Below are 616 nucleotides of genomic sequence, written 5' to 3' on the forward strand. Positions count from 1 at the left end.
GTATCCATAATACGTTGATAAAGCGGCTCATAATCAAATGGCTCATCCGCTAAAAAGTATTTGCGACCCGAATTACCTTCTTCACTGTAAGTTGAATAAGTTAGCTGTACAGCAAGATCTTCATTTGGTGTGTAAAGTAATTTAGCGCGTGTGCTGCTGGTATTTAACTTGTTTAATTCACGATCAGTTGGATTCGTTTCGTATACCGGTGGATTCGAAAACGTTTCGCCATCAACATACTGAGTTGATAACCGAAATGCTAATACATCTTCAACTAACGCCCCTGATACCACTGCGGCAGTATCTAGGTAGCTATCTTGGTTCCGATAACCGACGCGCACTGCCCCTTCAAATTCTTGAGTAGGTGCTTTGGTTGTCATGTAGACAGCACCCGCAATACTGTTACGACCATTACTGGTTGATTGCGGCCCTCGGTAAATTTCAATTTGTTCTACATCCCACAGACCCGTATCACCGGTTAAATCGGCTACAAACGGTTGGCTAACACCATCAATCAAGGTTGAAACACGAGCCTTTGAGCCACCACTAAATGAGTTAAAACCCGTTGCACCACCATTACCTGATACGCCTCGCATATCTGGCACCGAGCCACCAT

Annotated in this window: 1 protein-coding gene; it reads right to left on the reverse strand. The window is 44.3% G+C overall.

The features are described 5' to 3' along the window. On the reverse strand, positions 1-596 hold a 596-nt coding region (locus tag E0L37_RS21245; protein WP_240687533.1), incomplete at its 3' end, for a TonB-dependent receptor plug domain-containing protein. Positions 597-616: the final 20 nt, after the last annotated feature.

Origin of the sequence: Alcanivorax sp. 24, from assembly GCF_004360225.1 — a bacterium.
GTDB classification, from domain to species: domain Bacteria; phylum Pseudomonadota; class Gammaproteobacteria; order Pseudomonadales; family Alcanivoracaceae; genus Alloalcanivorax; species Alloalcanivorax xiamenensis.